Here is a 26,545-nt window from a genome sequence, read left to right on the forward strand (position 1 = left end):
GCTCAGCCCGGGACCACGACCGTGCGCAGCTCCCCGTCCCCGAGGTGCAGCATGCCCTTGCCGGGCGTGACCTGGCCGCCGACCATGCCGCGGGAGACGCGCAGGCCGATGAGGTCGCCGCTGGAGGACTCCTGCGGGGAGAGCAGGATGCCGCGGCGGGCCTTCTTGGCGTCGACCTGCCAGCCGGAGAAGCCGCTGCACACGTCCTCCTCGTCACCGGCGATGACGAGGGCGAGGCCGCGTTCGGAGCCCCGGGAGACGATCTTCTTCATCTGGCTCTCGGCGTCGCAGTCCTCGAGGATCTCGCCGTCGTCGATCAGGACGGCGATCGGCTCCTGAGGGCTGGCCTCGTCGATCAGCTCCTCGAACTCGTCCTCGTCGATGTCGTCGCCGGTGAAGACCTTCAGCACGCCTTCCGAGCCGTCCAGTTGACGCAGCGGCGACTGGCGGGGCGCTGCGACGACGAGGCGGGTGCCCTGGGCGAGCAAGGAGTTCGCGATGTTCATCAGCACCGTGGAGCGGCCCGACTTGGCCGGCCCCGCGATGACGAACGCCGGGACGCCGTCGGCGAGGTCGGGGCCGAAGCCGACGATCTCGTCGCCGCCGATGCCGACCATCGCCCACAGCTTGGAACGGGACGCCTCCGGGTCGCGCAGCTCCCAGGCCTCGGTGAAGGAGATCCGGCTGGGCAGGCTGTCGACGCGGAACGGACGCCGGGCGCGGGGGACTTCGGCGTCGCGGGCCGCGGCCGCCTCGCCGATCGCGGTGATCGCCGCCGCCTGCCCCTGACCGGTGGTGTCCTCGGAGAGCAGCGCGAACTGCGTCTCCGTACCCGCTTCGTTGCGGAAGGCGCGGCCCGGCGGGATCTCCTCCGGCACCTTGCGGGACGGGATGCCGAGGGAGGCGAAGTCGCTGCGGTCGGCCAGGCGCAGGCCGTACTTGTCCTCGGTGAGCGTCGCGATGCGCCCGACGAGGAGGGTGCGGTCGCCGGTGAGGACCAGGTGGATGCCGACGCTGGCACCCTCGCGCATCATCGTCTGCAACGCGTCGGTCAGCGAGCCGTGGTCCACCTCGCCGAGGGTCGGCACCCAGCCCTCCCAGCGGTCCAGCAGGACGACGATGTGCGGCAGCCGCTCGTCCTGCGCCGCCGAGGCCCGCTGCTCGCCGATGTCGGCGAAGCCGGCGTCCGCCAGCAGGTCCTGACGGCGCGACAGCTCGCCCTTGAGCCGGTTGACGAGTCGTATGACCCGCTCGGTCTGGTTGCGGCCGACGACCGCGCCGCAGTGCGGCAGCCGGGTCAGCGCGTTCAGGGCACCGTTGCCGCAGTCGATGCCGTACAGGTGGACGTCGGCGGTGGAGTGGGTGCGGGCCAGCGAACCCGCGATGGTCCGCAGCACCTGGGAGCGGCCGCTGCGCGGGGCGCCGCCGATCATCAGGTGCCCGAAGCTCGCGAAGTCGACGACGACCGGGCGGCGGGCCTGGTCGGAGGGCAGGTCCTCGATGCCGTACGGGGCGGGCGGCAGCTTGCCCGGGGCGGCACCGGCGAGGACCGGGGCCTCGATCTCGTCCAGCAGCAGCGTCTCGTCCAGCGCGGGCAGCCAGGGGCTGTGCTGGGCGGGGATGGCGAGGGAGCGGTTGGCGTCGAGCACCGCGTCGACCAGGACCTTCAGGTCGGTGATCTCGTCGTCCTCGCGGGACTCGGTCTTCGGCTTGGTCAGCGCCGACCGGCCCAGGTCCTCCCAGCTCAGCGGCCCGACCCAGGGCGCGAGCGCGGCCGGGTCGGCGGCACCGGGCCGACGGCCTCCCACCCGGCCCGACTGGAAGGGGACCAGGGAGGAGTGGCCGAGGCGGACGTAGGCGCGGCCCGGGGTGTTCTTGGAGATGTGCCCGGCCTCGGGTGCGTCGATGACGTCGGACGACTCGCCGCCGTCGGTCACGCGCAGCGCGATGCGGAGGTTGGTGTTGGCGCGGATCTCGGGAGACACGACACCGCTGGGCCGCTGCGTGGCGAGCAGCAGATGGATGCCGAGGGAACGGCCTCGCTGGGCGATGTTGACGAGCCCGGTGACGAAGTCGGGCAGGTCGCGCACCATGGACGCGAACTCGTCGATGACGATGAGCAGCCGAGGCACCGGAGCATGCGAGGGATCCCTTCTCACGAGATCCTGGTAGTCCTCGATGTCCTTGGCGTCGGCGGCGGCGAGGATGTGCTCGCGCCGCTTCAGCTCGGCGCCCAGCGACTCCAGGGCCCGCTCGACGAGGTGCGCGTCGAGGTCGGTGACCATGCCGACGGTGTGCGGCAGCTTGACGCAGTCCTTGAAGGCCGAACCGCCCTTGTAGTCGACGAGGACGAAGGTCATGTTCTCGGGCGTGTTCGCGACGGCCAGCGCGGCCACGATGGTCTGCAGCAGCTCGGACTTGCCGGAACCGGTCGTACCGGCGATCAGCCCGTGCGGCCCGTCCTTGCGCATGTCGATGCCGAAGGGGCCGTCGTACGACTCGCCGATGACGGCCATCGTCGACTGGCCGCCCATCCGCCACCGCGCGCTGATCGCGTCGGCCGTCGGCGGCTCCAACTGGAGCACGTCCAGGAGCCGGCTCGAGCCGGGCAGTGCCGAGTCCTCGCTCTCGCCGCTGATGTCGCGCAGCGCGGACAGCGCACGCGCCAGCCGCAGACACCAGGCGGGCGTGACGAAGTCGGGCCGTACGTCCGTGATGCGCTCGACGCCCGCCTCCTCGACGCGCAGCCGCAACCGGTCGGCGACGGCCCGCTGTTCGGGTTCGGCGGGAGCACCGGTGTGCCAGGCCTGGAAGGACGGAAACCCACCGGCGACCTGCTGCGCCTGCCGCTGCTCGTTCTGCTCCGGCCCGCCCGTCCCCGTCCCCGTCCCCGTTTCCTCGGCCTTGGGCTCGGCGACGACGAACGCCTGGCACTCGCCCGGCAGGAACCGCTCCTCGGCGTCGAGACACACGGCGAACATGGACACGGCCGGACCTTCACGCAACAGCCGTACGACACCCGGCAACGACCGCAGCCGCCGCGACCCGTCCCATACGACGACGATGTCCGGATCGCTGAAACTCGACCCCTGCGCGCTGTTGCCCTTCTGCTCGGCGGCCTTCTTGCGGGCGTCGAGGATCTGCGTCAGCTCGCCGATGCGGGCGCCGACGGTCTCCGCGTCGGTGCCGATGAGGATGTTGACGTCCTGGCCACCGAGGGGCCGCGAGTGCGGCAGCCAGCGCACCCAGTCCCACTCGGCCTGCGCGGAGTTCTCGCTCAGCACATAGAACTGCACGTCCATCGGGCTGTGCAGCGCGGCGGTCTGCGCGACGGCCCAGCGCCCCAGCGACCGGGCGGAGTCCCCCGGCCCCGCGATGCCGACGACTCCGAGGCCGCGCAGCGACAGCGCGACGGGCGCGTCCTCGATCTTCCAGGTGACCTGCCGGCGGTGGTCGTCCTGCTCGGGGTCGTCGAGCACGACTTCGGAGGGCAGTCGCCCCGTCCCCACCCGCACCAGCAGATGATCACGATCGGTCCGCCGCCGTTCCCACAGCCGCGTCCGCGGCCCGGTCCCCACGGAGAGCACGACCGCCGGGTCGGGTATGGCCTGCCGCCGGTCGGTGCGCTCGGCGACCAGCGCGTCCTGCGCGTCCTTCTCGATGCGCGCCTTCTGCTCCTCGTACTCCTTGACCTGCTTGGCGTGGGACTTGCGCCCGTGCTTCTTGTCGTTGAAGTAGTTGGCGAACAGGAGGATCGGGCTGAGACCGGCCATGATCAGGTAGTACCAGCGCCCGAACACCATCACGGCGACCACGGCACCGACGAGCGGCGTCAACGCCATCAGCCAGGGCAGCGGCCGGGCCTCGTAGTCGCGGGGCGGAGAGGGCAGCCGGAAGTTGGTCTGCCGCTCGGGCGGACGCAGCCGCGGCGGCCGGTTGTAGTCCAGCCCGACCCCGTCCTCGGACCACTTCAGGGCGGCGTTGGGAGCGGTGTACCGGGCCAGCTCGACGAGCGAGTTCCCGACGCCGATCTGCGCCCCCAGCGGCCATGCGTCACCGTCCCGCTCCTTCACGGACTCGCCGTCGAGGGTGACCTTGTCCTTGTCGCAATGCACGGCGACCTTGCAGGTGCCGTCGGTGGCGACGGAGAGGGTGAGGGCGCGCGCGTCCACCTCGGGATCGTCGATCCGGATGTACGACGCGGGCCCGCTGCCGATGTCGTACTTCCCGACGCCGAGCCGGTGCACGAACCCGGCGCCCGGACCGCCGACGACCCGCAACTCCACGAGCCCGGTGGGCTCCCCGGGCAGACATCCCGACGGATCCTGGAGACTGACGACCGCACCCTCGCGCAACGGCGACCCGATCACGGTGGCCGACGGATCGACGGCGTACCCGTCGACGTAGACGAGGGGCGCGTCGCCCCCGGCCCCCTGACGCTGATGCCCGATGGGAATGACCTGCGCACCCGCGACACCGACCTGCTTGGCCAGCTCCTCGGCGATGTCCCCGACGGTGGACTCGGGATCGGCATCGAGCACGACGTCGGCGGCGTTCCCGCCGTACGGGTCGACGACGGTCAGAGTCAGTCGCACGCTTGTCCTCCCCAGGAGAGCCCCTGCGGCCGCTTCCACAACACGGTTCACAGTCCAGGCGACGATATCCGCTGGGTGTCGCGGTCCGGCAACAGGGCGGTGACCGGTCGTTCCCGATGGCAATGCGGGGATGTGACACCAAGGGCCTCCCCCGTAAGCTGCTGCCTCAAGAGCGGACGATCACACCGGTTGTTACCCACGACCGGCGTGACCGGTGCGCCGGTTCGATCCGCAAACGAGGAGCCACGGGGGTTGGCCCTGCGGCGTTGTGAGAGGAAGCGGCTTCATGCCCAAAGACCTTGACATCACATATCAGGACATGCGGGATGCCGCCAAGCATGTCGTGAAGGAGAAGGAAAAGCTCCAGGAGAAGCTCGACGGCCTCCGCAAGTACATCGCGAACCTGGTCGAGTCGGGCTACGTCACGAAGTCCTCCTCCAAGGCCTTCGACGACAACTTCGACGAGTTCACCCGCGGCGCCAAGGACACCCTCGACGGCCTCGACGGCATGGGCGACTACCTCACCATGGCAGCCGACAAGTTCGAGCAGATCGACGATGAGCTGGCGAAGCAGGCTCGGAGCAAGTAGCGCCGCACGGACGCCCGGTGCAACGGCGCAGGCCCGTGCGCCGGGCGTCCGTCAGGTCGGCGATCAGTGCCGGGTGAGAGGGTCAGTTGTCGGGCAGGGGCTGACGGAGCAGATAGGCGTGGAGACTGCTGCGAGGCTCCTCCGTGTCGAGGCGCAGCCAGGAGCCGTCCCGGAAACGAATCAGGACCATGCGTGTGTCGAACTCACCATTGAAGGGGTCTATCAGCATGGCTTCGGCGGCGGGGAGACGAGCGACGATCTGCATCCGCTTCTCCCTTCCTGTGGTGACACGCTGAGGCGGAGCTGCAAGGACAATGCCGTCCTCGGTCGCGAGGATCAGTCGCTGATGGTGGGTGGAGTGGCTGTACCAACGCAGCAGGAACTGACCGGCACCGCCGTGCCAGTTTCCGTCGAAGACCTGGTCGAACCCCCGCTCGGCAGTGATGGTGTCCCGGCGGTTGTCGTCCTCGTCCTTGGCCCGCAACCGCTCCCTCTCCTCCTTTGTGGCGAGCGCCCGCTTCAGCGCTTCCTCCGCATTGGACAGAAGTGTCAACAGCAGTACGAGGGGCGTGAACAAGACGGCGAGTGCAGCACCGACCATGCCCAGGGGCCGCAGTCTTCCCGGGCGAAGTCGGGGGTTGCCTGCGGACTCGAGCACGTCCGTCGGCGGTTGCGGGACCTTGTCGATCGTGCACCACTCGCAGGCCTCGGCGTGGACACCGAGGCGGTCCGCTATCACGCGCTGCTCGCTCCTGGATGTCACGGCAGGGTCTCCTTAAGCTCTACGCGGGACGTATCCACTTTCACGAGAGCGTATCCGGTCCGGGCCATCGCGAGCAGTGGGAAGGCCCGCAATCGGACCCATACTTGGGGTATTTCGACGATATCACCACAGAGAGGAAGCGCTCATGGGGGACCATATCAAGGCGGATCTCGCCACGATCAAGAAATGTTCACGTGATCTGGGCAAGATCCACGGGGAGTTCGAACGGAATGGCAACCCCGCAGAAGACTACGGGCAGGCGGTAGGCCATGGCGGATTGAAGGATGCCTTCGAAGAATTCGGAGACACCTGGAAGAAGACGCGGAAGAAACTCATGAAGGAACTCGAGTCCCTGGCTGAGTTCACGGCCACCGCTGCGAAGGCATATGACAAAATAGATCAGGAACTGGCAAAGGCCATCCGGGACGCCAAAGCTAAGAGCAAGGGGAAGAAGTGAGCAGGACGGACTCCGACTGGCCTCCTCTGTGGCACGACGACCCGACGCCGGGTGACCCGGAGGAAGTGGCTGAACTTGGTCGCAAGTTGCGCAAAATGGCCGAGATGATCGATGAACAGTCCCGGGTTATCGAGGCGCTGGCTTCTGTGGAGGGATGGGACAGTGAAGCCGGCAAGGGATTTCATGAACTGGCCGATGGTACGGCAGACAAGCTGAAGAAGTCCTTCGAGCGCTACGATGAGGCCGCCAAGGCCATCGGTGAAGACGCGAGTGAGGGTAGTTCCGACAAGTTCGCAAGTGAAATGCGTCGCGCCCAGCGGAAGGCAGACAAGGCGCTGAGCGACTATCGCGAGGCCAAGGGAGAGCATGACCTGGCCGACCGAGAAGTGAAGAAATTCACTGATAAGCACCCTCTTGGTGACATTCCGGCGGGGGACAAGGAAGAATACGACCGCTGGGTGAAGAAGCGGGCCGACGCTCTACACGACATCGGAAGCGCCCGAAAGGCCGTGAAGGACGCACGAGAAATTTACGACGACGCGGGTGACAAAGCTGCTCGTCATATCAAGAATATCGTCCATCATGATGCAGTTCGGGATCCGGGTGGATTCATGAACTTCCTCGCGGACTGGGCAGACATGCTGTCGAACATCTCGGCCGTCCTGTCGGTGCTCGCGGTGATATGTGCCTTCGTCCCACCCCTGCAGTTCCTGGCCCCCATTTTCGCCGCCCTTGCCGTACTGACCAGTGCGGCCGCCCTTGCAGGCCATGCTTACGACATGAGCGTGCGCGGCGGGAAGGTGGACTGGCTGAAACTGGGTGCCGATGCGCTCGGAGTACTGCCTGGTCTTGGAGCGCTGAAGGGGTTCCGGGCCCTCACTGGCCTCAAGGGGTTGGCGAAACTCAAGGCGTTTGGAAAGCTGAAGACGTGGGGGTCGTTCAAAGGTCTTGCCGCGGTCGACGGAATTGGCCACAACTTTCTGAACGGCGTCAGCGTATCGCTGGTCAACAAGGTTCTCGGCAGAACCGCACGAAATGAACTGATCGACGGCAAGAAGATCACGGCTGTGATCAAGGGCACCGGACTCGCGAGCGCCTTGAACAGAATGCTCAGTGGTGAGAACGGCGGTAAGACGGGCTATCAGGCCCCAGCGGCCACCGGTCCCACTCCGTCGCCGTCTCCAGGCCCCGCGCCGAGCGTTTCGCCGAAGGCGTTCAAGGCGGCCCTGGCTGCTTAGGGACTTGGAGGAGCAGTGAGGGAGACAAAATGAACACGAGCGAAAATCGCGACTTGGGTGAGTGGGAGTTCATCGGTCGCCGGGGCGGGGATGTCGTCACTCTGGTCGGCGGTTCGGTGATCGCTGCTGTGCCGGAGGCCAGGGAAGTTGCCGAGAAGTCTCGGGACGAGCTCCGATTCGACTTCCTGGACGACGGTGCCGTGCTCGCACTCCTGCGCAGTCGACACCTCGACGAAGAGGACATGTTCAGGGCAGGGTTCGTGCACGGTGTTCCCCTGGCGTTCGTGGGCCTTGGGGCCTTCGTGTACTGGGGTGGTGTGGTTCAGTACTGGGAGACCGCTGCCAACCGCACCGCCTATTTCGCAGTTGCAGCCGGCGTCGTGGGCACCCAACTCTTCTTTTTCCTGCGGAGCGCCATGGCCCACTGGGGTGATCCGATACGCCAGAACCTGCGGGCAAGAGCTCGAAGGTACCGGGAGATCGCCCACATCGCGCGACGAGGAGGAGCCGAGATTCCGGCACACTATCCGCATTACGGACCGTATCCTTTCGCTGCGAGATTCCATCCAGAAGTAGACACTGCCGCACGGTCTGAGAGCGAAGGTCCGGATGAGCACTGACGCCGTTGACGAAACCCGGCGCAGCCTGATGGAGGCCAGTGGCATAGAGATTCGCTGGATCATGCCTGAAGGCTTCCTGGAGTTGCCGTTCGAGGCAGACGACTTGGACGAACTCGCCGATCGAATAGTTGAGCTGGCCAAACGGGCGCTCCCAGGCGCAGACGAGGAAGTGCAGCGGCAATGGGCTGCCATGTGTGCTGCGAATTATGATGACTTCATTGAGGCTGGGGTACAGTACGCCGGCTTTGTCACGACGGAGGTCGACGGAGTTCGCTGCACGGCTACCGTGAATGTCAGCATCATGGACCTGGACGACAGAGCCGGCAGCAACCCCGTGGGCTTCATAGCCTCCACGCTGCGACACTTGGAACTCGGGCAGATCGAGGAAGTTCCCTTGCCCTGCGGGCCGGCCGTGATCTGCGTCGGCAATCGATCCGCTGACGTCGACGCCAGTCTGACGCAATCGGGTCGGCCCGAACCGATCTGGACCTCGTTCATTCAGGTCCACATCCCATTGGTCAATGGGACTGTTCTGCTACTGGAGATGGGAACACCGACGGCGGAAGGATGGGACGTGTTCTCCGCCATGTTTGCCGGTGTCACCAAGAGCGTCCGCCTCTTCGACGATCAGGGAGCGCCCTTGGTGATGCCAGGGTGAAGGGAACGCCACGCACCGAAGCCACGCCACCGGGAGGCATCCCGAAGGACTACAAACTACTTGTTCCCCGCGAGTGGTTCCGTATCGACCTCACGCGAGACCGGTGGCGCGCCCAGCTCAAGACTTTCGTAGACCGGCAGATCCAAGGCAGGCAAGTCTCCGCAGAGCTCACACGGAACGTGTGGACCACCTTGCGCAACACCGCAGAAGTCGGCCGGGCGCGAGGCGCGATGGAGTTCTTTCTTCTGACAACCTCCGAGAACGGAGGTATGCCCGCTTCCCTCCTCGTCTCATCGGTGCCGCTGAGCAGGACGCCGGCCGATCCGGAGAAGTACGCGGCATGGCTGGAGTTGCGCCAGGCAGACAGCCGGGACCGAAGGGCGGTGTCGGTGGTCGAACTCTCTGCAGGGTCTGCCGTGCGGCTGCTGGGCAACACGACACTTGACTTCCACGTCTGTATGCCTGGCGGGATTGGCTACCTGACGCTCTGCTTCTCGGCGCCCGTGACGGGGATGTCCGCGCCGATGGAGCAGTTGTGTGACGCGGTCGCGGGCTCTCTGCGATGGGTCAGGTGACCAGGGAGGGGGTGCCCTGGTTCCGGGACTCGGAGCGCAACGACATCCAGCACGAGCTTCCGGGGTGGCCGGAAGGCCCGTCCTTCACCCCTCCGTCCACCGGTGACACTGTCGCTCACCGGTTGTTCAGAGGTGCAGCAAGGGTCACTGGAGCGACCGTCATGGCTGGTCGTCGAGCTCCCTTACGACGGGAAAAATCTGGAAGCAATCGACGACGAACTCCTCTTGCAGGCTCCTCGCGCCGACATCAGTGTGGTCGAGCCGAAGGATCTCAGGATGGCGATGACTTTACGATCACGTTCCTGGACGGGTCGTGTTGCAGGCTGAGCTGCAAATCGCGGGTGCAGATGACCTGAGATCTCACGCGTGGGCCGGAATTGATTTCTTTGGCTGACCTTAACGAGTCGTCCTCCGGAGGCATGCGGCTGTTCTTCCTCTACCTGTACCTTGTTCGTCTCGCCGTGACGCTTCACCGTCGGGCGAGGTACCTCGGGCGACTTAGGTGAGTGAAGGATTCGGGGGCCAGTCGACCCCGGCGTTGCGCAGTACGCGACGGTATTTCGTGTGCCGACGTCGCGCGATGCCCAGACCCGCCAGCCACAGTGCGGCGAAGAACAGCCAGACAGCGGCGCACACGAGTAGCGACTGAGGACTGAACCCGGTCTGGGACAGTGGAATGAGCATGATTACCGGGATGACCAGGAGAGCGGTCAGTCCTCGCCGCCTGTGGGTGCGGCTGTAGTCGACCATGATGCGGGCGTGCAGGAGATCCACCTCGTGCTGCACCTCGGGCAGTGGCCGCAAGCGGTTGCCCTTGGGCCGCATGCCGGGAAGCTGCCCACCTTCCGGGGCGGCGGGATAGTGCTGTGCGCTCCAGGCTGCTCGCTCCGGCGCGTCCGGCAGTCGGCGGAAGGCGAAGTACGGGTTCGGGCTTCCCTTGGGGGAGAGCGGGGACAGCCCCTCATACCTGTATCCGTACTGTTCGGCGATGTAGGCGAAAGCTGCGAATTTCCGCCACGAACGTTGCAGATTGCGGGCGTCATGCCGTTCGGCCCCCTGAGAGCCGTCCCGCAGCAGTGCTCTGAGCTGGGGCTGCAGGAACATCGAACCAACCTCCTGGGACCGGGCCGTAGCACGACGCCGGGACGCCGTTACCGTGTGATCGGCGAGATGGCGGAACCACTCGCCCCACGGATAGCTTCCTATCACTGGGCCAGGCAAGCTCCCCGCCGCGGGAGGCACTCGACACACAGTTCGATACGCAGGGGGACAGCAGTGGGTTCGTCCAAGTACCCCAATCTGGGATTCGACCCGGCTCCGGGAGACCTGGAGACGGTGCGGTTGATGGTGGGTGCGATCGGCCGGGTCAGCCGCGAAAGCGGCACGGCGCACACGCAGCTCAGCAAGATCGGTACCTCCGACGGCATCTGGACGGGCAAGGCCGCCGACGCGTTCGCGAAGTCCGTCGACAAGATCCCGCCCTACCTGAAGAAGGCCCTCGACTCGGTCGGTTCCGCCCACCGGGCGCTGTCCAACTGGGAGACGAGCCTGGACGGGTTCCAGTCGCGGGCTCGCTCCCTGGAGGAGGAGGCGGCAGCCGCGGCCCGGAAAGTGAGTACGGCCAAAGGCACCTTGGACGGCCTGCCCGACGACACGTCCCGGATGACGGACAAGGAGAAGGAAGAGCACGACAAGGACAAGAAGGGCAAGGAGGCGGCCTACGACTCGGCGAACGGTGAGCTGGAGGCCGTGCGGGGACGGGCGCACACCCTGCACGCGGAGTACGTCACCGCGGCGGACACGACGGCACGTACGGTCAAGCAGGCCGCGGACGACGCCCCGCCCGAGCCCGGCTGGTTCGACGACCTCGTGGACGGTTTCACCGAATTCCTGTCCGACGCCTGGAATGTCCTCAGCGACCCCAACTTCTGGAAGCTCGTCGGCGACATCCTCGCCGACATCGCCATGGTCATCGGCGTGGTGTGCCTCGTCGCCCTGATGCTGGGCACCGGCGTGGGGGCGCTGGGGCTCATCGGTTTCATCGTCGGTGTCGGCGCGCTGGCCGCCCACGGTGCCGCGATGGCCGGCGGCGCGGAGGGCGTCACGTGGCAGACCCTGGCCTGGGACGCGCTCGGCGTGGTCGCGGGCGGTGCCTCGCTCGGCGGGGCGAAGCTGGCCCAGGCCGGACGGGCGCTGGTGCAGTCCGGACGCTCCCTGCGTGCCTCGCAGGGAATCATGGCGACGCTCGGCAGGATCGGGCCCGGCGGGTGGGGCAACATCGCGAAGATTCCCAGCGGTATGGCGAGCTCGCTGCGTGGGTTCGCCACGGCGGGCAAGGGCTGGGTGCACGTCGCCACGGGCAGGACTCTCGACGTCGTGGGTACGGTGACCGGCGCGGGCTTCGCGTTCGGCTCCAACACCAATGACGGCCGATGGCTGGACGGCGACTGGAACATCTCCGACATACCCGTCGTCGGTCCCGGAGCCGGCTTCGTCGACTACGAGGCACCGGACAACGAGCCGAAGACGATGGCACCGGGTCCGCTGGGCCCCCGGTTCGACAGCAGCACCACACTCACCTCGGCCGGCGACAGCTTCACCAAGGGCCTGCAACCCGGCAACTTCGGGACCGCGGCATGACACGAACACCGATCGACGACGCCGCCGCCGCCCGTCAGGTTCCCTACGCGTTCCAGTACACGGTCCCCGACGAATTCGTGCGGCTGCCCGACCCCACCGCTGCCGAGGGCTGGGAAGAGGCGCTCAAGAGACTCGTCCCGGATGCCGACGACGAGCAGTTGGCCTCGGCCTCGGAACAGATGCGAGCCACGCTGCCGGGGCTCTCCGCGGGTGGCGAGGACACCGTCGACCTGACGGCGATGTGCCTGGGCACCGAGGACGTCTCGGGCGAGGAACGGCTGTCCATGGGCCTGCTCGCCGTCACCGTGAAGCCGAGCGAGCACCACGACCGGCTTCTGACGGCCGAGGGTATCTACCGGGCGAAGCACCACAGGTTCTTCTCCGACGAGAGCGGGTTGCAGGAGCTCGACTTCGACCTGGGCAAGGGCGTGCAGGGGCGACAGGACATGCTCCTGGCGGTCAAACTGCCCTCCGGCCCGGCTGTGATGTCCGCTTCGTTGCGTCTGCTCACCCTGCCCGCGAGCTTCGTCGCCGAGAGCGGGGTCATGGACGGCGCCGACTCCGGCGACGACGGCGAGGTGATACGCCCGACCTTGCCGGTGGCTTCACTCCAGCTGATCGTCCCCGCGCCACGTGACTACTGCGTCTACGTGACGATCTCCACGCCCTCGGTGTTCCTGCTCGACTCGTACTGCGGGCGGCTCGCCCAGATCGGCCGGACCTTCACCTTCGAGGTGGACAACGGCAATCGCTGAAGTCGAGTCGTGAAGCCCACCGAGTTACTTCTTACCCTCGTTCTGCTTCTTCTTCAGCTCGTCGTACAGCTTCTGATCGAGCTTGGTGAACTCCTCCGAGGACTTCTTGGCGAATTTGGAAACGCCCTTGGTCAGCTTCGACAACTGGCCGAAGCCGTAATCCCAGGAGTCCGCGAAGTCGTCGCACGCGGACTCCAGACCGCTGTGCCCGACCTGCTTGGAGTCGGCGTGCTTCATCTCCTTCGACGCGGATTTCATCTGGCCGCCACTGGTCTCCAGCGTTCCGGCCATCCCAAGGACCTCATCACTTGCGAACCGCAGGAAGGACAACCTGGCCCACCTCTTCCCCTCTCGATGAGCACGGGTACCTGAGCGTACCCCCGGCTCATCGGTTGACGGACTGGATCTCCTGAACGGTGATGGCCTGCGCGTTCTCGAAGGTCCCGTCGGGCAGGTCGCCGCCCGCGCCGCCGGTGCCGGTCCAGGCGATCTCCCAGGTGATGGTGGCCTGGAGGTCGAAGGTGCCGTCTCCGGACGAACGGAGGTACTTGATGCCGCAGGGCGGGGTCCGGTCGGCCTTGCCCTTGGCGTAGGGCTCGCCGATGGAGCCGTCGTCGTTGATCGTGCACTCGCCGGACGCCGGATAGGTCTGGGCGTCCTCGGTGCCCGGCTCCAGCCTGAGGGACACCGGCTTGGCGGTGGTCGTGGCCTGGAGGGCGAAGCCGGGGACGTTGATGGCCGCCGTGGCCTGGACCTCGTGGAAGTCGGCCTTGTCGAGCCAGGCCCAGGTCGGCAGGTTCACCTTCGTGGTCTGCGCGGGGGCGAGAGTGACCTCGGTGCCGGGAAGCTCCATGTGCTGGTAGGCGAGGGCGGCGAGTATCTCCGGAGTGATGGCCTCCTCGTACTGGGGCGGCGGGGCCTCGCCGTTGTCGACCCAGAAGGGGAGGTCGGTGCAGGAGTTCCGCTTGAGGAAGTCCGGTTCGTTGGGATTCTCGACGCCGGCCCAGAACATCCCCTCGCCGTCCTTGGCGACGTTGTAGTCCTTGTAGCCCGGCGTGTCCTCCCAGCCGTAGTCGTCCTCGTAATGCCGCTTCGTCTCACCGATCGCCGCGGCAGGAGTCCCTGTCATACCAGGTGCGCTCGCGGCCTCCTCGATGTCGGCGGACATCTTCTTCTTGAAGTCCTTGGCGCCGAGGTAGGGGGCGTACCAGCAGGGCGGCGGGGTCCAGTTGACATTGCTGGACGTTACGTTCCCCGTGCCGCCCTTCGGGGCGACGGATCCGGAGTACTGGATGCGGGCGGCAGCGTGGATGCCGGTTTCGTCAGCTCCGCCTTCCTGCTCCGTTTCAGCGCCATTGTCAGAGCCGACTGGCTTCGCCGCGTAGGCAGGCGCAGTGAGAAAGAGAGCGCTGAGGGCGAACGTCAGTGTCGTGATGCCGACAGTTGTGCGTAGTGATGACCTCACTGGCACTTTGCCGCCTTTGTCTCGACGAAGACCTTGGATGCCTGCCACAGCTCATCAGACGTGGGGTACTTGACCATGATGAGCTTGTAGTAGTCGAAGTCCTCGATGCTGGGCTTGGTGGTGAGGACCTTGTTGGTCTTGATCTCTTTGCCGTAGAACTTGCTGGAGTCGGCGCAGAACGCCACCTCCACGGATGTGCCGTTCTCGGCAGACCGCGTGGTGACGTCGTAGTGGCGAAGAGTGCCCGTGGCGGTCCAACCACCCTCGACCCAGGCCTCGATCTGCGTTTGGGCGTACTTCAGCCCACCGCCCGTCGAGTATGCCGCCACGGCGGCGTCCTTGGTCGTGCGCTTGTCGACGCCCCGATAGATGGCCCGGAAGAAGTTGGCCGCGTCGTCCATGGCGGCCGCTTCGTTCGCGTTCTTCGGCTTGTTCCAGTCGAAGACCAGGTTCATGTCCTTGGGAAGTGACACGTCCACGCCGTCCGGCTTGTCCTCCGTCGGTGCGCCCGAGGGCTTCGCCGACTCCTTCGGTGTCTCCGTTCCCTGGTCGGCCCCCGCGATCTTGTCGTTGTCGCTGGACTTGTCGTCCCCGCCCCCGCAGGCCGTCAGCAGCAGGGCTGCTGAGGCGGCGAGCGCGGCAGCAACGGGCAAAGAGCGGCGCTTCACAGTGAACTCCCCGTGAGACAGAAGTGCGGTCAAGGCTACTGACGGTATCCGCGGGGTTGCTGGTTTCGCCAGAGTGAACTGCGTCAGGCATCGTTACGGTGCCCTGGTCGACCAGGGAGCCAGTGAGGGGTGGGGAGCCACGTGGCTGACGTCATATTTGGGACGCGGGTCAGATCCGACGTGGTGCGGTGGCTGGTGTTCAGCCTCGTGTGCGCCGGCGGCTCGTTGGGGCTGTTCCTGGCTGGGGCCCGTCGTGCCGCTGATCGCCGGAATGGCCATGGGGTTCCCTCGGCATGGCCGCCGGGGGCACGGCTGCCCTGGCGGACCGGGGCGTGTGGGCCGACGCGGTGGTCGTCAGTGCGGACTACAGCAGTACCAACCACTGCGAACTGCGCACCGTTGACGGACAGAACATCTCACCCTCGCTGTCGGAAGGCGACGGCTGCCGGGACTCGGTGTCGAAGGGCGACGAGCTGCGCGTGCGGTATGACCCCGAAGGCGTCGCGAGTCCCGATGTCGGGCGCGCCAGCTCTGACGTAGTGCTCCTCGCGGCGCTTTTCGGGGCGGCCGTCGTGATGGGCACGTGGGGCGGCGTGCGTCAGAGCCGGTGGGATCGGGCGTATGACGGGGCGTGAGCGGGGCGCGGTGGAGGCGACGGCTCGCGACCCTCGGTTCCGGGTGCGCGACGGCATCGGGTTGGTGCTGTCCGTCGTGGTCGGAGCCGCGGTGCTCGTCTGCGTCTTCGGACTTTCGCGGTGGGCCGCACGCGCGAGTGCGCCCATGCTGTACGACCTGCCCGGAGGGTCTTGGGGTATCGGGGGTGTCCTTGGGGTGGTCACCCTCCTCGGGTGGGGCGGTGCCATGGCGAAGAGGTTCGAGAGCCGGACAGCGACCGGCTCGGGCATGGCGTCCAGGGTGTTGGGCGGGGTTGCCCGCGGTGGGTGCTACGTGGCTGCCGGAGCCAGGTTGCTCGTACGTCCCCGGGGCGGGCCCCGCGCTCCTCGTGTACGTCGGCTGCGTGGCCGCAGTGGGATGGCTCAGCTACCGCCGGCGGCGCGCCGTCCTCGAAGAGCGCCGTGCTCGAGAGCGTGAACACCTGCGGAAGCTGCGCAAGAAGGGCAAGGGGAAGAGTCGCGCCGCTCGGCAGCGGTAGGCATGCCGGGTCGGGCCTCTCCCCTCACCCGAACGCCCCCTTCGGTATCTCCACGGTCTGCAGACTCACCCACCGCCCCAGCCGCACTCTCACGGCCCCGCCACCACGAACGGCAGGAGCGGCGCCGGCACCAGTACGCGGACCGGATCGAGGCCGACGGGCTCGCCATGGCCTGTCCGTCACGCCGGAAAGGCGAACGCGCGACCGAGCCGTGCCGCGGGCGCTCACCGTGTGCTCATCGTCGGGTCCTGACACGGCCCCGTCGCCCGCTCCCCCGGGATGCCGCTGCCCGGTCTCGGGCCTCCTGCTCCGCCTGGCAGAGCGCGAGCCCCTGCTCGGTGGCCCGAGTGTCGGGGTGGTCGGGGCCCAGCACCCGCCGCCGCTGGGCGAGCACCTGTTCGTAGCGGTCCGCCGCATCGGCGTGGTCACCCGCGTCGCGAAGCGCCCCGGCGAGCTGATGACCACTGAGCAGCGTGTAGGGGTGGTCGGGGCCCATGACGCGCATACGGTCGGCCAGTACTCGTCCGTGCAGTTCCAGCGCGCGGGTGTGTTCGCCGCACCGGCTCAGCGACTCGGCGACATGGCTCCGGCTGGCGAGGGTGTCCCGGTGGTCCGGTCCCAGGAGTCGGAGCCGGTCGGCGAGGATCTCCCGGTGCAGGGTGACGGCCAGCAGGTGGTTGCCCCGGCCGTCGATGGCGTTGGCGAGATTCTGCCTGCTGACCAGGGTGTGCCGGTGGTCGGGGCCCAGAACCGTGAGCCGGTCGGCCAGGGTGTGCTCGTGCAGCGCCTCGGCCTCCTCGTAGTCACCAAGCAGCTCGCAGACGAAACCCACGTTGTTCCGGCTCACCAGGGTGTCGGGGTGGCGGGGGCCGAGTACACGCTCGCGGGCGGCCAGCACCGTTCGGTGGGCGGCGAGCGCCTGGGCATGGTGCCCGAGACTCAGCACGCTGTTGGTGACGTGGTTGCGCGACAGGAGCGTGTCGGGGTGGTCCACCCCCAACTCCTGTTCGCGCCGGTCGAGCACGGCCTGGCGGACCACGCGTTGTAGAGCGTAGTCACCCGAGTCGCCGAGCACGTCCCCGAGCCGGTCGACGACCGCTGCCGCCTCCGTGAGTGGGACGGTCCGTGGCGCGGACAGCAGCAGCGGCGCGTGCCGAGCCAGCAGCCGGGCCGTCGGCCAGCCTGGCAGCCCCTCCGGCAATCCGGTCACCGCCGTGGAGAGGGCGTGCGCCCGGGCGCGGACACAGCGGTCGAGGTCCGCGCCGCGGTCCGACCGCAGGGCCAGGGCACTCATCTCGCGCACCAGAGGATGGAGCAGAACGGAGCCCGGCACCTCGGATTCGGTACCGAGTAGCCCGTAGCGCTCCAGCGCGGTGAGGGCGCCGTCGACCTCCCCGGCGCTCACTGAACGGCCCACGGCCGTGGTCATCAGACGGGGAGTGATGAGTACGGGCGGTATCGCGGCGGGCCCGTAGAGGGCCAGTTGCCGCAGCAGGGGGCGGGCCAGTGGCAGGCCCTCGCTGTCGAGCTGGTCAAGGGACAGTTCCCAGGTGTGGCGCAAGAACGTGCGCGCCACGGCCGGATCGCGCGCATGCGAGGGGTCCGTGCCGACGAGCAGCTCCGCCTCCCGGTCCAGGGCCTCCCGGTAGGCGGCGAAGTCACGGTGACGGCTCGTGGCGGCCCCCACGTAGCGACTGGCGGCCTGGAGCGCGAGGGGCAGGCCGCCGAGTCGGCCGGCGAGCGCCTTGGCCTCCTCGTGACTGCCCGCGCCGGGTGCCGAGTCCAGCAGGACCCGGCCACCGGACGCGGTGTCGAGGGGGCCGAGCCGCAGGATGTCGGCAGCCGGCCCCCAGGTCTGCGCGCTGGTGTCGCGGCTGGTCACCAGCAGCAGCCCGCGGCCATCCGGTCGGACCCAGCCTCGGTAGTGGGCGACCGGGTCGTCTGGGCCGCCCAGGCGTTCGGTCTCGTCGGCGTTGTCGAGGACCACGAGCCACTTTCGGCGCCCTGCCAGGTACCGCCACACGGCGTCCGGGAGGCTGTCGCGACCGGACCGGGCCGCCCGTACATCCTCCTCGGGCATCCCGCAGGCCATCGCGACCCTGACCAGGTCGTCGGCGGTCGTGCCAGGGTCGCGCCACCGGGTCCAGAAGACCGACCAGCCCTCGGCGTCGGCCCGTGCGGCCACGGCGGCGGCCAGCGTGGTCTTGCCCACGCCGCCCACCCCGCAGACGACCGCAAACTTCTTTGCCGGGTCGCGCAGCAGGGCGGTGAGCCGCTCCAGTTCCGCCTCCCGGCCGCGCAGGCGCCGTTCGATACGGGGCGGGCGCAGAGAGGTGGTCGTCGCGGCGGCGACCGGTTCGACGGGCCCGGGGGCGAGCGGAGGCGGGGCGTCCGCGGTGGTGGCACCGCTCGGGGGAAGGAACGTGCCGAGCACTCCGCCCAGCACACACAGCAGGACGAACAAAGACCAGGCGGCCCAGGGCTGCACGGTCGCTCCGTCGGTGAGCGACGAACCAAGGTGCTCGGTCAGCGGTGCGAGCACCCCGCCCAGCAGAGCACCGGCTCCGGCACCTGCCGCTCCCCGCCCCCGTCTCATGCCTCATCCCCCCGGTGGACGGCGGCTTCCCGGCGACCCGGTGCGCCGCGCCGGCCGAGCCCCGATGCGCCCGTCGGGGGCACGATAGACGCGTTGGCGGTGTCGGCCAATAGCGCGTCGGTCTGCTCCCCGCACCGGTAGTAGGCCCATTTGCGCCTCTCCAGTCTGTCTGCGTATCCGCCGTCGCCGATCCGGGCGAAGGCCATGGCAAGCGCCGCCCGCTCCCGCGTGAGTGAATCGTGCAGGGCTCATGGGTGCACCGTGACGAACAGCACGCGGACGGTGCCCGGCCCTGGCCGTTTTCCATTCGCGTGAGCACAGTGGGAGTGACTGCTTGGCGGCCCGCGCTCAAGGGGGTTCCACCGGTGCGAAGTTGCAGATGAGTAACGCTGTGCGGGGTGAGCGAGCAGGGGGCCGGCACGCCTTGAGGGGCTTATGGGCGGCTGATACGGTGCGATGGCTTGACACTCGCCTTACTGCTGGTGATTCGCCCAGGTCGGGCGGGTGCGTCAGGGGATGTGTCCCCGGACGTCACCGGTCGGGCGGGCGCAGGTGGAGTGTCCGAATTTGCAGGTGATTCCGCGTACTTGGGTGATCGGCGCCCGAGTTGGTACGTGGCAGACAATTTTCTTGGGTGTACGGGGAGCGGTTGCGTGAAGATCCAGGAGCGTACGGGGGCGGGCGCGGGGCGTTCCGCGGCTCCGGCTCAGCCGTCGGTCGGTGACCGGCTTCCCAGCCCTCCTCGCGAGCGCAAACCGGCGCTGGCGGCGCTGGCGGTGCTGCTGATCCTGGTAGGGGCGCTGGGTGCGACGATGCTTGTGTTGCGTGCCGGGGACCGGGTCGAGGTCGTCAAGGTGACCGCGGACGTCCAGGCAGGCGAGTCCGTCGGCAACAACGTCACGTCCGTGATGGTGGCCGCCGACGACAGCATCAACTACATCGAGTGGTCAAAGCTCGACGCGCTCAAGGACTTGAAGGCCAAGTCCACGATCTACGCCGACACGGTCGTGATGGGGCAGATGTTCAGCGCGAAGGAACAGCTTCCCGAGGGCAAGGCGTCGGTCGGCCTCGCCCTCAAGGAGGGGCAGTACCCGGCGGGTGTCAAGACGGGTGACATCGTCGCCGCCTACCGCGTCGGCTCGAACGGCTCCAGCAGCTCCGACTCCTCCGACAAGGACGCGTCGTCCGCCTCCGGTGGCGCGATCGTCCCCGACGCCCGCGTGAACAGCGTCACGGACGAGAGCGACTCCACCGTGAGTACCGGCAGCAAGTCGCTCACGCTCCTGGTGGACGAGGCCGACGCGGCCGCACTCGCCTCGGCCGCGGCCGCCGGCGAAGTCGCCATCGTGCGCGTTCCCGGCAACTAGAAGGGGCCCAGAAGCCATGGCCCTCATCGCCCTCGCCGCCGACAAGGGTTCCCCCGGCGTCACCACCGCGGCCGTCGCCCTCGCGGCGGTCTGGCCGCGCCGTGTCCTGCTCGCCGAGACCGACCCGGCGGGCGGCGACCTGGTGTACCGGTCGGCCGCCGCGCACGGCGGTCCGCTGAACCCGAACACCGGCATGCTGTCGATCGCCGCGACGGCCCGCCGCGGCCTCGTACCCGACCAGCTCTGGGACCACGTACAGCCGCTCAGCGGTGGCCTCGAGGTCCTCGTCGGACTCGGCATCTCCGAGCAGGCCGCCGGGCTCGCGGGCCTGTGGCCCACCCTGGGCCGGGCCTTCGCCTCCCTCGCCGACTCCCCGAACGCGCCCGCCGACGTCATCGCCGACTGCGGCCGCATCAGCGGGGACTCCCCGGCGACCGAGCTGTTCCCGCACGCGGCCCTGGTGCTGCTGATCTCCCGTACCGAGCCCGAGGCCATCGCCCGCGTCCGGGACCGCGCCGCCGCCCTGAACAACAGGCTGCACGGCGGGCCGCGCGGTGTCGGGAGCCTCGGCACGCCGTTGATCGGCGTCGTCCTGGTCGCCGACACGAACAACGCCGCCAAGCTGTCGGGCCAGGTCAACGACATGCTGGTGCACGCCCAGACCGGCGCCCGCGTGGTCGGCACGATCGCCGACGACCCGGCGGGCGCCGACCAGTTGGCCGGACGCAGGCGCGGGCGGCTGGAGAAGTCGCTGCTCATCCGCTCGGCCCGCAAGGTCACCTCGGACCTGTACCAGCAGTTCGGCGCCGCCTGGTCCATGCCCACCGGACCCGGGCCCGCCGGCGCCGACCTGACCGGTCACCCGGGGGCCGGCCGATGACCGCTGTCGACCACTCGTTGGTCAAGCGGTTCCGGCAGGACGCCGGCGACCGCATCTCCGAGCAGCGCCGCCAGGACCAGGCCGGCGGCGTCACGCCGATGTCCACCGAGGACGAACGGCACTACGCGCGCGCCGTCATCGCGCAGATACTCGAGGAGTACGCCCGCGCCGAGATCAACGCCGGGCGTACGCCGCTGGACGCGGAGACGGAGGAGGCGTACGCGGCCGCCGTGCACGCCGCGCTGTTCGGCGTCGGGCGGCTCCAGCCGCTCCTGGACGACCCCGAGGTCGAGAACATCGACATCAACGGTTGCGACCACGTCTTCGTCGGCTACTCCGACGGGCACGAGACGCGCGGCGAGCCGGTCGCCGAGACCGACGAGGAACTCATCGAGCTGATCCAGATCCTCGGCGCCTACTCGGGCCTGTCGTCCCGCCCCTTCGACTCCGCCAACCCGCAGCTCGACCTGCGACTGCCGGACGGTTCGCGTCTGTCGGCGGTCATGGACGTCGCCCGGCGCCCGGCACTGTCCATCCGCCGCGCCCGTCTGGGCAAGGTCTTCATCTCGGACCTGGTCGGCAACGGCACCCTCACCCCCGAGCTGGGCCACTTCCTGGCCTGCGCGGTCCGCGCCCGCAAGAACATCATGATCGCCGGCGCCACCAACGCCGGAAAGACGACGCTGCTGCGCGCCCTCGCCAACGAGATCCCGCCGCACGAGCGGCTGATCACCGTCGAGCGCGCACTGGAGCTGGGTCTCGACACCTTCCCCGAACTCCACCCCAACGTCGTGGCGTTCGAGGAGCGGCTGCCCAACTCCGAGGGCCAGGGCACGATCGGCATGGCGGAACTGGTCCGCCGCTCCCTGCGTATGAACCCCTCCCGCGTCATCGTCGGTGAGGTGCTCGGCGACGAGATCGTCACCATGCTGAACGCGATGTCGCAGGGCAACGACGGCTCGCTCTCCACGATCCACGCCAACAGCTCGCACGAGGTCTTCAACCGCATCTCCACGTACGCCCTCCAGGCGACGGAGCGGCTGCCGATCGAGGCCAGCCAGATGCTGGTGGCCGGCGCGGTCAACTTCGTCGTCTTCGTCCAGCGGCGCAACGACTTCCAGAGCGGCGGACGCCTCCAGCGCATGGTCACCTCGGTCCGCGAGGTCAACGGCGTCGACGGCCGCGTGCTGTCCAGCGAGGTGTTCGCCGAGGCGCCCGACGGCCAGGTCGTACCGCACGCCCCCATCGCCTGCCTGGAGGAACTCATCGCCTACGGCTACCGGCCCAACGGAATGTGGGGGTGAGGCGGACATGAGCGACACGAAGGGCATGACCACCACACTCGCGGCGCTGGACTCGCTCGGCTCCATGGGCGGGCTGTTCTCCACCACGGTCCTGTACGCGCTCGGTTGCGGCGTCGCCGTCGGCGGCGGCCTCGCCCTCTTCCTGGTCGCCGTACGCGGACTGCCCGCCAAGCCCGAGCACGAGAAGCGGCAGGCCAGCGAGCGCGTCAACGAGCTGATCCGCTGGGCGGGCAGGCGCGGCTCCGCCGCGGCCATCGTCGGCCTCGTCGTCCTGCTCCTCACCCGCTGGGCGGTGCTGGGCATCGCGGCCGGGATCCTCGTCTTCTTCTGGGACCGGCTCTTCGGCGGCGCCTCCGAGGAACGCGCCGCCATGAAGCGGGTCGAGGCCCTCGCCTCCTGGACCGAGTCGCTGCGCGACACCATCGCGGGCGCGGTCGGCCTGGAGCAGGCCATCCCGGCCTCCGCCCGCGCCGCCGCCCCGGTCCTGCGGCCCCACCTGGACTCCCTCGTCGACCGGCTGCGCTCCCGCACCCCGCTGCCCGAGGCGCTCCAGCACCTCGCCGACGAGATCGACGACGCGTCGGCCGACATCATCGTCGCGGCGCTGATCCTCAACGCCCGGCTGCGCGGCCCCGGTCTGCGCCAGGTCCTCGGCGCGCTCGCCAAGTCGGCGCGCGAGGAGGTCGACATGCGCCAGCGCGTGATGGCGCAGCGCGCCTCGACCCGGCGCTCGGTGCAGATCGTCGTGGCGGTGTCGGTCCTCTTCGTCCTCGGCCTGTCCATCTTCAACCGGGACTTCGTCGAGCCGTACGGCTCGCCCGTCGGCCAGCTCGTCCTGGCCTGCGTGTGCGGCCTGTTCGCGCTGGGCTTCTGGTGGCTGCGCAAGCTGTCGACCATCGAGACGCCAGAGCGCTTCCTGGTCCGGGACGGCTCCGACGTCCAGTTCGTGCGCCCCCGCACCCCGGGCCAGCCGGGCCCCTCCGGCCGGCCGGGGCAGCCCGTACAGCGCCTGCCGCAACCGTCCCAGCCGTCGCCGGCGTCTGGGGACGAGGGGGTACGACGATGAACCTGACAATGCCGGTCCTGGTCGGCGCCGTCATCGGCCTGGGCATCTACGCCCTGGTCCGCGCCCTGATGCCGAGCAGACGCAGCCCGATCCAGCAGGTCGCCCGCATCGACGCGATGCGGGCCCGCGGAGCGGCGTACGAGTCGTCCCGTGCGGCGAAGGACACCAGCCGCCTCGGCTCGCTGCGCGCCCAGGTCGGGGCCCGTGTCGCCGAGTTGTACCTCCAGCAGGGCTGGGAGCAGCGCTCGCTGCGCGCGGACCTGGCGGTGCTGGACCGCAGCTGGGAGAAGTTTCTGGCGACGAAGGCACTGCTGGCCGCGGGCGGGCTGTTCTTCGGCCCGTTCCTGTTCGCGATCGTCTGGCAGCTCGGCTTCGGCAGCAGCCCGATCATCCCGGTCTGGCTGGCCCTGCTCTGCGCGGCGCTCTTCTTCTTCCTCCCCGACCTGGAGGTACGCCGGGACGCCGCCGACAAACGCCGTGACCTGCGGCGCGTGATCGGCGCGTACTTGGACCTGGTGTCCATGAGCCTGGCCGGCGGCCGCGGCCTGCCGGAGGCCCTGATGGCGGCGGCGGAGGTGTCGGACGGCTGGGCGACGCACCGCATCCGCAACGCCCTGGCCGACGCGCGCATCACCGGCATCAGCCAGTGGCAGGCGCTGGGGCAGCTCGGCGAGGACCTGGGCGTCGAGGAACTCAAGGACCTCTCCGCCTCGCTCGCCCTGGTGGCGGACGACGGCGCCAAGGTCCGCGAGTCCCTCGCCTCCCGCGCGGAGACCATGCGGCACCGCGAACTCTCCGACATCGAGGGCAGCGCGGGTGAGAAGTCCCAGTCGATGCTCGTCGCCCAGCTCCTGCTGTGCGCCGGGTTCCTGGTGTTCCTGATCTATCCGGCGGCGATGCGGGTGTTCCAGGTGTGACGCGGCTTTCGACGCGGTTGTCCCGGTTCCGATACTGCAGCTCCGAGCCGCTTCGCTCCCAGAACCCCCAGAACTCCCTGAACTGCCAGAACTACCAGAACTGACACGAGAGGACACAACCCACCATGAACGGACGGAACCTCCGCACCGGCACCACGGGCATCGTGCCCGTGGACTTCCTGATCACCTTCCTGCGGGCCCGCGTCGAGCGCGCCCGCTCCGGCGAACTGGACCGCGGTGCCTCCGCCGTGGAGTGGGTCATCATCTCCGCGGTCGTCGTCGCGATCGTCGGCGTGGTGGCCGCCATCATCAACGCCGCGCTCAGCGACGGCGCCAACAAGGTCGGCGACTGCATCAAGGGTGCGGACGCGGGCAAGACCTGCTGACCGGCCGACGTACGGCGCTGACGGGGACGACGTGACGTGACGGGACAGACGGGGATGGGGACGGAGACGCCGGGCGCTGTGCGCGGCGTGCTCAGCGGCTTCCTCAGACGGGTGCGCCGCAGGGTGGACACCGCGCGCGAGGCCGCGACCACCCGCGGCGACGACTCCGGCATGACCGCGATCGAGTTCGTGCTGCTCACCCCGGTCCTGTTCTTCATGATCTTCGCGACGGTGCAGTTCGGGCTGTACTTCTTCGCCGACCACGTGGCGCAGGCGGCGGCCCAGGCCGGTGCCCGCAAGGCCCGCGCGACGGCCGACGCCCAGCCGGGGGCGTGGCGGGGCGAGGCCCAGGACGTGGTCGACAGCTACATCCGCCAACTCGGCCCCCAACTGGTCCTGTCACCGGACGTGAAGACCCTCCAGCCGGAACAGAACACGGTCGGAGTGGAGATCACGGCCCGTATCCCCACCGTCTTCCCGGGCCTGGACCTGACGGTGCACGCCCAGTCGATGGGGCCGGTGGAGCGGTTCGTGCAGGAGGGGGAGAACTAGATGAACCCGCACGGGGACGGGGGTGACCGGGGCTTGTCCACCATCGAGGTGGTCATCCTGGCCCCCGTGATGATCCTTTTCATCCTCGTCCTGGTGGCCTTCGGCCAGCTGGTCGACGGCCGCGGCGCACTCGACGGCGCGGCCAGGGACGCGGCACGCGCGGGCTCGATCCAGAAGGACCACGGTACGGCGATCGCGGAGGCGAAGAAGGCCGCCGAGTCCAACCTGACGGACGTCTGTTCCGGTCCCGTCTCGGTCGTGCAGAAGAGCGCGGGCTTCGAACCGGACACCCTCTTCACGGTCGAGGTGAGCTGCGAGGTACGCGGCCTGGACTCGATCGGCCTGAACATCCCGACGACCCTGTCGGCGACCTTCAGCTCCCCGCTGGACCCGTACCGGAGGACGGCGTGAGATCTCTCGTACGCGAGTGGCTCGCGGACCGGCGCACCCGGCTGGACGACCGGGGTTCGGGCGCCGGCGCGGTCATCATCTTCGCCCTGGTCTTCCTCTCCCTCTCGGCCTTCGTCATCGACGGCGGCATGTCCATCTCCAAGCGCGAACGCGCCGCGGACATCGCCGAACAGGCCGCCCGCTACGCCGCCCAGGACATCGACCGCGAGGCGCTCTACGACGACGTGGGCGGCCCCGCCCCCATCAACTACGAGAACTGCGACGCCCGGGTCAAGGCCTTCGCCGCCGAGATGGACATGACCGGCGCGGACATCGCCGCGACCCACTGCGTCACGGCCGACGCCGCCCAGGTGGAGGTCGAGGTGCAGCTCACGTACTCCCCGGTCTTCACCGGCATGTTCTACGGCGGCGACGTGGTCGTCCACGGGCAGGCGGTGGCGGAGAACGAGGTGGGGTGACCGGGCGGGCCGGGGCGATGGGCCGGGCTCAGCGCTGGTCGTCGCCCCGCATCTTGCGCAGCGCCTCGTCGGCGGTGGCGATCTCCGTGTAGTACTGCCGGTGCACCTTGTACGTCCGATCCAGCTCGATCTTGTGGTACATCCCGGTCGGCTCGCCGAAGCGGAGGTCGCGGGGGAGTCGTTGCACGCCGCCGCGGCCGATGATCAGGACGGCGCGGTCGGTGGCCACGAACGTCCACACCCGCACGGTGAAGACCGACGAACCGCTCTGCGCGATGAACCCCGTCTGGATCTTCTCTCCGGGCTCCAGGTGCGGTGCGGCCCGTTTGGCGATCAGTGCGACTCGTCGTTCCTGGTAGCCCACGATTTCCTCCGCAGCGAGACGTGCGCACATCGTAGGGCGGGGCCCCGGGACCGGTCCCGACCGTGACC

27 protein-coding genes are annotated in these 26,545 nt (G+C 68.7%); 19 read left to right on the plus strand and 8 right to left on the minus strand.

Annotated elements, in window-relative coordinates:
- Positions 1 to 2: 2 nt before the first annotated feature.
- Positions 3 to 4,595, minus strand: coding sequence for an FtsK/SpoIIIE domain-containing protein (locus ACGH7X_RS22430; RefSeq protein WP_399887293.1), 4,593 nt, complete (start codon positions 4,593 to 4,595; stop codon positions 3 to 5).
- A gap of 286 nt (positions 4,596 to 4,881) precedes the next feature.
- Between ACGH7X_RS22430 and ACGH7X_RS22435 the strand changes: the two genes are divergently transcribed.
- Positions 4,882 to 5,184 carry a WXG100 family type VII secretion target gene (locus ACGH7X_RS22435; RefSeq protein WP_016326975.1) on the plus strand — a complete coding sequence of 101 codons (303 nt, stop codon included), beginning with the start codon at positions 4,882 to 4,884 and terminating at the stop codon, positions 5,182 to 5,184.
- Positions 5,185 to 5,266: 82 nt separating this feature from the next.
- Here ACGH7X_RS22435 and ACGH7X_RS22440 read toward each other — a convergent pair whose 3' ends face one another.
- Positions 5,267 to 5,923: a hypothetical protein gene (locus ACGH7X_RS22440; protein ID WP_399887295.1), complete on the minus strand. Its 657-nt coding sequence runs from the start codon at positions 5,921 to 5,923 to the stop codon at positions 5,267 to 5,269.
- A gap of 169 nt (positions 5,924 to 6,092) precedes the next feature.
- On the opposite strand from ACGH7X_RS22440, the gene ACGH7X_RS22445 reads away from it, so the two are divergent.
- The 6 genes from ACGH7X_RS22445 (at position 6,093) to ACGH7X_RS22470 (ending at position 9,822) form a co-directional block, all read left to right on the plus strand.
- Positions 6,093 to 6,404: a WXG100 family type VII secretion target gene (locus ACGH7X_RS22445; RefSeq protein WP_399887297.1), complete on the plus strand. Its 312-nt coding sequence runs from the start codon at positions 6,093 to 6,095 to the stop codon at positions 6,402 to 6,404.
- Positions 6,401 to 7,642, plus strand: a complete 1,242-nt coding sequence (locus tag ACGH7X_RS22450; RefSeq protein WP_399887299.1) for a putative T7SS-secreted protein — start codon at positions 6,401 to 6,403, stop codon at positions 7,640 to 7,642. The genes ACGH7X_RS22445 and ACGH7X_RS22450 overlap by 4 nt, the downstream gene beginning before the upstream one ends.
- A 29-nt stretch (positions 7,643 to 7,671) precedes the next feature.
- Positions 7,672 to 8,262, plus strand: a complete 591-nt coding sequence (locus ACGH7X_RS22455) for a hypothetical protein (protein ID WP_399887301.1) — start codon at positions 7,672 to 7,674, stop codon at positions 8,260 to 8,262.
- Complete coding sequence (locus ACGH7X_RS22460) at positions 8,252 to 8,920, plus strand: hypothetical protein (RefSeq protein WP_399887303.1); 669 nt, start codon at positions 8,252 to 8,254, stop codon at positions 8,918 to 8,920. Before ACGH7X_RS22455 ends, ACGH7X_RS22460 begins: the two co-directional genes overlap by 11 nt.
- Entirely contained in the window at positions 8,917 to 9,495 is a 579-nt protein-coding gene (locus tag ACGH7X_RS22465; protein ID WP_399887305.1) for a hypothetical protein, read from the plus strand. Before ACGH7X_RS22460 ends, ACGH7X_RS22465 begins: the two co-directional genes overlap by 4 nt.
- Before the next feature lie 102 nt (positions 9,496 to 9,597).
- Positions 9,598 to 9,822, plus strand: coding sequence for a hypothetical protein (locus ACGH7X_RS22470; RefSeq protein WP_399887307.1), 225 nt, complete (start codon positions 9,598 to 9,600; stop codon positions 9,820 to 9,822).
- Between the two features lie 171 nt (positions 9,823 to 9,993).
- Here ACGH7X_RS22470 and ACGH7X_RS22475 read toward each other — a convergent pair whose 3' ends face one another.
- Complete coding sequence (locus ACGH7X_RS22475; RefSeq protein WP_399887309.1) at positions 9,994 to 10,599, minus strand: hypothetical protein; 606 nt, start codon at positions 10,597 to 10,599, stop codon at positions 9,994 to 9,996.
- Between the two features lie 171 nt (positions 10,600 to 10,770).
- Between ACGH7X_RS22475 and ACGH7X_RS22480 the strand changes: the two genes are divergently transcribed.
- Together ACGH7X_RS22480 and ACGH7X_RS22485 are read left to right on the plus strand one after the other, a co-directional pair.
- Positions 10,771 to 12,135 (plus strand): putative T7SS-secreted protein, encoded by a 1,365-nt coding sequence (locus ACGH7X_RS22480; protein ID WP_399887311.1) that lies wholly within the window; start codon positions 10,771 to 10,773, stop codon positions 12,133 to 12,135.
- Positions 12,132 to 12,890 carry a hypothetical protein gene (locus tag ACGH7X_RS22485; protein WP_399887312.1) on the plus strand — a complete coding sequence of 253 codons (759 nt, stop codon included), beginning with the start codon at positions 12,132 to 12,134 and terminating at the stop codon, positions 12,888 to 12,890. Before ACGH7X_RS22480 ends, ACGH7X_RS22485 begins: the two co-directional genes overlap by 4 nt.
- A 24-nt stretch (positions 12,891 to 12,914) precedes the next feature.
- On the opposite strand, the gene ACGH7X_RS22490 is transcribed toward ACGH7X_RS22485, so the two are convergent.
- The 3 genes from ACGH7X_RS22490 to ACGH7X_RS22500 are packed head-to-tail and all read right to left on the minus strand — an operon-like array spanning position 12,915 to position 15,023.
- Positions 12,915 to 13,220, minus strand: coding sequence for a hypothetical protein (locus tag ACGH7X_RS22490; protein WP_399887314.1), 306 nt, complete (start codon positions 13,218 to 13,220; stop codon positions 12,915 to 12,917).
- A gap of 55 nt (positions 13,221 to 13,275) precedes the next feature.
- Positions 13,276 to 14,325, minus strand: coding sequence for a hypothetical protein (locus ACGH7X_RS22495; RefSeq protein WP_399897240.1), 1,050 nt, complete (start codon positions 14,323 to 14,325; stop codon positions 13,276 to 13,278).
- Between the two features lie 26 nt (positions 14,326 to 14,351).
- Positions 14,352 to 15,023 (minus strand): hypothetical protein, encoded by a 672-nt coding sequence (locus ACGH7X_RS22500; RefSeq protein ID WP_399897243.1) that lies wholly within the window; start codon positions 15,021 to 15,023, stop codon positions 14,352 to 14,354.
- 293 nt (positions 15,024 to 15,316) lie between these two features.
- Between ACGH7X_RS22500 and ACGH7X_RS22505 the strand changes: the two genes are divergently transcribed.
- Entirely contained in the window at positions 15,317 to 15,658 is a 342-nt protein-coding gene (locus tag ACGH7X_RS22505) for a hypothetical protein (protein ID WP_399887316.1), read from the plus strand.
- Between the two features lie 753 nt (positions 15,659 to 16,411).
- Here ACGH7X_RS22505 and ACGH7X_RS22510 read toward each other — a convergent pair.
- On the minus strand, positions 16,412 to 18,772 hold the full coding sequence (locus tag ACGH7X_RS22510; protein WP_399887318.1) for a tetratricopeptide repeat protein: 2,361 nt from the start codon (positions 18,770 to 18,772) through the stop codon (positions 16,412 to 16,414).
- 653 nt (positions 18,773 to 19,425) lie between these two features.
- On the opposite strand from ACGH7X_RS22510, the gene ACGH7X_RS22515 reads away from it, so the two are divergent.
- From ACGH7X_RS22515 to ACGH7X_RS22555, 9 genes are all read left to right on the plus strand, one after another.
- The gene (locus tag ACGH7X_RS22515) at positions 19,426 to 20,139 is read left to right on the plus strand and encodes a hypothetical protein (RefSeq protein ID WP_399887320.1); all 714 of its coding nucleotides are present in this window, start codon (positions 19,426 to 19,428) and stop codon (positions 20,137 to 20,139) included.
- 16 nt (positions 20,140 to 20,155) lie between these two features.
- Complete coding sequence (locus ACGH7X_RS22520; RefSeq protein ID WP_399887321.1) at positions 20,156 to 21,019, plus strand: hypothetical protein; 864 nt, start codon at positions 20,156 to 20,158, stop codon at positions 21,017 to 21,019.
- Positions 21,016 to 22,323, plus strand: a complete 1,308-nt coding sequence (locus ACGH7X_RS22525; RefSeq protein ID WP_399887323.1) for a CpaF family protein — start codon at positions 21,016 to 21,018, stop codon at positions 22,321 to 22,323. The genes ACGH7X_RS22520 and ACGH7X_RS22525 overlap by 4 nt, the downstream gene beginning before the upstream one ends.
- Positions 22,324 to 22,387: 64 nt before the next feature.
- Positions 22,388 to 23,389 (plus strand): type II secretion system F family protein, encoded by a 1,002-nt coding sequence (locus tag ACGH7X_RS22530; RefSeq protein ID WP_399897246.1) that lies wholly within the window; start codon positions 22,388 to 22,390, stop codon positions 23,387 to 23,389.
- The gene (locus tag ACGH7X_RS22535) at positions 23,386 to 24,306 is read left to right on the plus strand and encodes a type II secretion system F family protein (protein WP_399887325.1); all 921 of its coding nucleotides are present in this window, start codon (positions 23,386 to 23,388) and stop codon (positions 24,304 to 24,306) included. The genes ACGH7X_RS22530 and ACGH7X_RS22535 overlap by 4 nt, the downstream gene beginning before the upstream one ends.
- Positions 24,307 to 24,431: 125 nt before the next feature.
- Positions 24,432 to 24,692: a hypothetical protein gene (locus tag ACGH7X_RS22540; RefSeq protein ID WP_016326983.1), complete on the plus strand. Its 261-nt coding sequence runs from the start codon at positions 24,432 to 24,434 to the stop codon at positions 24,690 to 24,692.
- A gap of 54 nt (positions 24,693 to 24,746) precedes the next feature.
- Complete coding sequence (locus ACGH7X_RS22545; protein ID WP_399897249.1) at positions 24,747 to 25,244, plus strand: TadE family protein; 498 nt, start codon at positions 24,747 to 24,749, stop codon at positions 25,242 to 25,244.
- Positions 25,245 to 25,655 carry a TadE/TadG family type IV pilus assembly protein gene (locus ACGH7X_RS22550; RefSeq protein WP_399887327.1) on the plus strand — a complete coding sequence of 137 codons (411 nt, stop codon included), beginning with the start codon at positions 25,245 to 25,247 and terminating at the stop codon, positions 25,653 to 25,655. It begins immediately after the preceding gene.
- Complete coding sequence (locus ACGH7X_RS22555; protein ID WP_399887329.1) at positions 25,652 to 26,113, plus strand: TadE/TadG family type IV pilus assembly protein; 462 nt, start codon at positions 25,652 to 25,654, stop codon at positions 26,111 to 26,113. Before ACGH7X_RS22550 ends, ACGH7X_RS22555 begins: the two co-directional genes overlap by 4 nt.
- Before the next feature lie 28 nt (positions 26,114 to 26,141).
- Here the strand turns inward: ACGH7X_RS22555 and ACGH7X_RS22560 are convergent, their stop codons facing one another.
- The gene (locus ACGH7X_RS22560) at positions 26,142 to 26,477 is read right to left on the minus strand and encodes a hypothetical protein (protein WP_399887331.1); all 336 of its coding nucleotides are present in this window, start codon (positions 26,475 to 26,477) and stop codon (positions 26,142 to 26,144) included.
- Between the last annotated feature and the right edge of the window lie 68 nt (positions 26,478 to 26,545).

Origin of the sequence: Streptomyces sp. BBFR51 (assembly GCF_044591655.1) — a bacterium.
GTDB lineage: Bacteria > Actinomycetota > Actinomycetes > Streptomycetales > Streptomycetaceae > Streptomyces.

Coding starts and splice junctions, on each gene's coding strand:
- ACGH7X_RS22435 (WP_016326975.1), top strand. CDS start 4,882: ATGCCCAAAGACCTTGACATCACATATCAGGACATGCGGGATGCCGCC.
- ACGH7X_RS22445 (WP_399887297.1), top strand. CDS start 6,093: ATGGGGGACCATATCAAGGCGGATCTCGCCACGATCAAGAAATGTTCA.
- ACGH7X_RS22455 (WP_399887301.1), top strand. CDS start 7,672: ATGAACACGAGCGAAAATCGCGACTTGGGTGAGTGGGAGTTCATCGGT.
- ACGH7X_RS22460 (WP_399887303.1), top strand. CDS start 8,252: ATGAGCACTGACGCCGTTGACGAAACCCGGCGCAGCCTGATGGAGGCC.
- ACGH7X_RS22475 (WP_399887309.1), bottom strand. CDS start 10,599: ATGTTCCTGCAGCCCCAGCTCAGAGCACTGCTGCGGGACGGCTCTCAG.
- ACGH7X_RS22485 (WP_399887312.1), top strand. CDS start 12,132: ATGACACGAACACCGATCGACGACGCCGCCGCCGCCCGTCAGGTTCCC.
- ACGH7X_RS22505 (WP_399887316.1), top strand. CDS start 15,317: ATGGCCGCCGGGGGCACGGCTGCCCTGGCGGACCGGGGCGTGTGGGCC.
- ACGH7X_RS22510 (WP_399887318.1), bottom strand. CDS start 18,772: ATGAGACGGGGGCGGGGAGCGGCAGGTGCCGGAGCCGGTGCTCTGCTG.
- ACGH7X_RS22520 (WP_399887321.1), top strand. CDS start 20,156: ATGGCCCTCATCGCCCTCGCCGCCGACAAGGGTTCCCCCGGCGTCACC.
- ACGH7X_RS22525 (WP_399887323.1), top strand. CDS start 21,016: ATGACCGCTGTCGACCACTCGTTGGTCAAGCGGTTCCGGCAGGACGCC.
- ACGH7X_RS22530 (WP_399897246.1), top strand. CDS start 22,388: ATGGGCGGGCTGTTCTCCACCACGGTCCTGTACGCGCTCGGTTGCGGC.
- ACGH7X_RS22535 (WP_399887325.1), top strand. CDS start 23,386: ATGAACCTGACAATGCCGGTCCTGGTCGGCGCCGTCATCGGCCTGGGC.
- ACGH7X_RS22540 (WP_016326983.1), top strand. CDS start 24,432: ATGAACGGACGGAACCTCCGCACCGGCACCACGGGCATCGTGCCCGTG.
- ACGH7X_RS22545 (WP_399897249.1), top strand. CDS start 24,747: ATGGGGACGGAGACGCCGGGCGCTGTGCGCGGCGTGCTCAGCGGCTTC.
- ACGH7X_RS22550 (WP_399887327.1), top strand. CDS start 25,245: ATGAACCCGCACGGGGACGGGGGTGACCGGGGCTTGTCCACCATCGAG.